Consider the following 3018-nt stretch of genomic DNA (forward strand, 5'->3'; position numbering starts at 1 on the left):
GGAAACCCCGGACACCCAACGGCCACCGCATGCGAGGGAGGCACCATGACTGACGCCACGGAGAGGTCGCAGACCATTACCGCCGTAATCGCGGTGTCCGGCCGATACGATGCGCCGGAGGCGCTCTATCAGGCATACCGGGAGGGGCTGGCGCGCCAGAGCAGACCGGTTGAGTTCATCTATGTCCTCGACGGCCCATTGCCGGAGGTCCGCGCGGCGCTCAGACGTCTGCAGCAGGAAGGCGAGCCTGTGCGCATTATCCAGCTCAATCGTACCTTCGGCGAGGCTGCGGCGTTGTCCGCCGCGTTTCGCTACGCGCGCGGCGACATCATCGTCACGCTTCCCGCCTTTCATCAGGTGGTCGTCGACGACCTCCCGCGGCTCATAGACGGGCTGGCAAACGCCGACATGGTGGTCGCCCGTCGCTCGCCGCGGACAGATTCAGGGTTCAACCGCCTGCAGACTCGAGCCTTCGCCGGGCTGGCCCGGTTTCTCACACGAACGCAATTCCACGACTTGGGCTGCAATGTGCGCGCGCTGCGCCGGCGCGTTGTCGATGAGGTCATGTTGTACGGGGACCAGCACCGGTTTCTCCCTATTCTTGCGTTGAATTACGGCTTCCGTGTCCTGGAGATTGCCCTGCCGCAGTCCAGTTCGGAGCGCTTTCGTCGCATTTACCCGCTGGGCACCGTGTTCCGTCGGCTGATTGACCTCCTGACGGTGTTTTTTATCACCAAGTTCACGCGACGGCCGATGCGCTTCTATGGGCTCATCGGCTCTGCCACGGCCGGGTTCGGTGGGCTGTATATGGCGTATCTGGTGTTCCAGCGCCTGTTCATGGAGGTTCCGTTGGCGGATCGTCCGGCATTGCTGCTGGCGGCACTGCTTGTGGTCATCGGGGCGCAGATCTTCTCCATGGGCCTGATCGGGGAGCTGATCATCTATGTCAATGCACGGCAGATGGACGAATACGCCATTGAGGCCGTCATCGAGCAAGGAGAACCCCTGGCGGAGGTGCCGCGCCAGGACCTTCCCGGGCAAGAGCAGCCGCAGGCGGCGCCCGCGCGCTCGACGACCGGGGCAGGGGTATGAGTCCCCGGGGCCGGCGGCGAGATACCACAGCCACCGCAGGCGCACGACTCATGCCGCGCCTGTGCGCCTGCGGCGCGGTTGATTTGACGGTGCATTACGCTGTCGCTAATGGCACCCTACGCCCTTCGATCGGCCCAAGTGCCATGGCATGGCTGCACGCCATACTCGTAGGGCGGGTTAGCGTAGCGTAACCCGCCGTCGATGAAATGGCGCCGCAGGCGCACGAGTGATGTTGCGGCGGTGCACCCCTGGGCGCGGTTGATTTAACTAATGGCATTGGCTGCTCCGGGCCCGGGTAGTTTGTACGATACCGTACATACAATCGAGCTGTGGGCGGTTAGGGTTCGCTCGTGGTGCGCGGGCCACCAGTGCGAAAATGCCGATGCCGCCATCTGCAGGCGAGTGGCGGAAGGCATGCCGTGGTGCCGGGTCAACGGGAGCTCCGCGCGCCAGGGTATGGCGAGCCTGGGGAACAGGGAAGTTGTTGGTAAAGAAGCTGGATTAGCCACCGTTTGCGTGACTGGCATTGGTGTGGCTTTGCCGACGCGAAACCCAAGGAGCAAGACGAAAATGGTGTCGGGTGTGATGCGCCGCTCATGGGCGGAGCGGCATTGGGTTTGGAGCCGCAACTTCTTCGGCGATATCTTTGCAACGCCCAAGGAGACGCCTCCCCAATGGATGCTCCTCGGAATCTTTCTCCTGCTCGCGGGGGTCTACTGGGGCGTTCACTATCAGCCGTACATTCTGCCCAATTCCGACTTCTTTCGCATACAGGAGATGGCCGCGCAACTGATGAGCGGTAAGATGCCTGATGACCTCAGGCAAATGCCGTTGGTGCCAATCCTGATGGTGCCGTTCGCCCTGTTCTTGCCCGTCGAAGAAAACATTTACCTTCATGCCATTTCGGTACTGAATATTGTCCTCTCGCTCGGCAGTCTCGCACTGCTCTACTTCCTTGCCCGGGTCTTTCTCGGCAGCGCCTTGGCATTCATCCCTGTGCTGCTCCTGCTCGCCGCCCCGCAGTTCACGGTCAGCGCTCACCAGCCGATGCTGGAGCCGGCGATCGGCTTCTTCTCCCTGGCCACATTTCTGGCATTGGCCCGTCGCTCTGGGTGGGCCTACGTATTCGCGGGCCTGTGCGCGCTGGCCCGCTACGAGATGGCTGCGCTGCTCGCGGTCGTCTTCGTCGTCGAATGCTTTCGCGCACCGCGGCAGTGGTTCGCGATCGGCCTGAAATGCACCCTGGCCGGGCTTCCCTTTCTGATCTGGTTCGCCCTGAGCATGCTATTACCGGCTGGTGGCAACCAGTATATTGATGAGGTGGTGCGGGCGCCGTTAGGGGACGTTGTATCGAACATGCAGTCCCCCGTCCCGATGCCGAGCGCGATGCATGTGCTGTTTATCGCCCTTGCGTGGTCGCTCGGCGTGTATGCCGCCTTTCGTCGTGACCCATCGCTCGCCCTGGGCGTGGTGTGCTTCTTCCTGCTGTACACCGCGGCACATTTCGTCTACGGCCGGCCGTTGCCGCGCTATAGCTATCCGATGCTGTGGATATTGCCCCTGTTCGCCACGATCGCCTTACACGTGCTGTTGCGCCTGGCCCGGCCGCTGGCTGAACGCATGAATGGATGGGTGCTGGGGGCGGCCGGAATGACGCTGACCGCCGCCGCCGTCTTTCTCAGTCTGAGGTCGCTGGAGCTGTTCAGCCAAGGGTTTCCGTCCGGGGCCATCGCCTCGCAGGCGTGGTATCTCGGCTGGAGCTTTATTCTGCTTGGCGCCATCTTTGCTGTTGTTTTGTACGCAGCACAGTCGCGGCCCCACCAACGCCTGCTCGCTGCCATTGCCGCAGTGGTCTTTGTCTGCGCCCCCGTCATCCTGGGGGCAGGCTCTCTCGCGCGAACGGCGGCCGCCGTCCACTACGACAAA

At 62.7% G+C, this 3018-nt stretch carries 2 protein-coding genes; both read left to right on the forward strand.

Features of this window, described 5'->3' with window-relative positions; translation table 11 throughout:
- Window positions 1–45 precede the first annotated feature (45 nt).
- A complete protein-coding gene (locus QZT63_RS12795) occupies window positions 46–1092 on the forward strand; it encodes a glycosyltransferase (protein ID WP_290651753.1) in 1047 nt (348 codons plus the stop codon).
- Between the two features lie 402 nt (window positions 1093–1494).
- The coding region (locus QZT63_RS12800; RefSeq protein ID WP_290651754.1) for a hypothetical protein at window positions 1495–3018 on the forward strand (1524 nt) is incomplete at its 3' end.

The organism is Aquisalimonas sp. (genome assembly GCF_007120195.1).
Classification (GTDB): Bacteria; Pseudomonadota; Gammaproteobacteria; order Nitrococcales; family Aquisalimonadaceae; genus Aquisalimonas.

Excerpts from the sequence above, each read along its gene's own strand:
- QZT63_RS12795 (WP_290651753.1), top strand. The coding sequence starts at position 46 with ATGACTGACGCCACGGAGAGGTCGCAGACCATTACCGCCGTAATCGCG.